Raw genomic sequence first — 744 nt, forward strand, 5'->3', positions numbered from 1 at the left:
GTTTTAATGCATCAAAAGTTGCGCGCACCATGTTATAAGGATTGGAAGACCCTAGTGATTTTGCAACAACATCTTGCATACCAAGGGTTTCAAAAATAGCCCGCATTGGTCCCCCAGCAATAATACCGGTACCTGCAGAAGCAGAACGCAATAAAACACGACCAGCTCCATGATGACCTTCAAGATCATGATGCAAAGTACGTCCAGAACGAAGTGGAACATAAATCATCCCACGCTTCGCAGATTCTGTAGCTTTACGAACTGCCTCTGGCACTTCACGTGCTTTACCATGACCAAACCCCACACGTCCTTTTTGATCTCCAACAACAACAAGGGCGGCAAAACCAAAACGCCGACCACCCTTTACAACCTTAGCAACACGATTGATATGAACAAGCCTATCGACAAATTCACTCTCACGTTCATCTCGCTCACTACGTTCTTTTTGTGCCATTCCTCATTCCTTTTTCTTTTCCGGAAGCACGTTAACACAGTCCCATTATCAAAGCAAAGGAACTTAAACGAAACGCCCTAAAATTTCTTTACCTCAATTTCTCCTAAATAAGGTACCTTAGAAGTTTAAACCACCCTCACGAGCAGCTTCAGCCAGAGCTTTTACTCTACCATGGTAAACATAGGCACCACGATCAAAAACCACTTCATTAACACCAGCTTTCTTGGCACGCTCAGCAATTAATTTACCAACAGCAAAGGCAGCTTCTTTATCAGAACCACTTTTTAACG

2 protein-coding genes are annotated in these 744 nt (G+C 43.4%); both read right to left on the bottom strand.

Annotated features, from left to right (window positions below):
* Positions 1 to 454: 30S ribosomal protein S5 (gene rpsE, locus ACFINZ_RS10680; protein WP_375701504.1), on the bottom strand; the 454-nt coding region annotated here is incomplete at its 3' end.
* A gap of 117 nt (positions 455 to 571) precedes the next feature.
* Positions 572 to 744: 50S ribosomal protein L18 (locus ACFINZ_RS10685; protein WP_375701505.1), on the bottom strand; the 173-nt coding region annotated here is incomplete at its 5' end.

Origin of the sequence: Bartonella sp. AA81SXKL (assembly GCF_042196945.1) — a bacterium.
Lineage (GTDB): Bacteria > Pseudomonadota > Alphaproteobacteria > Rhizobiales > Rhizobiaceae > Bartonella.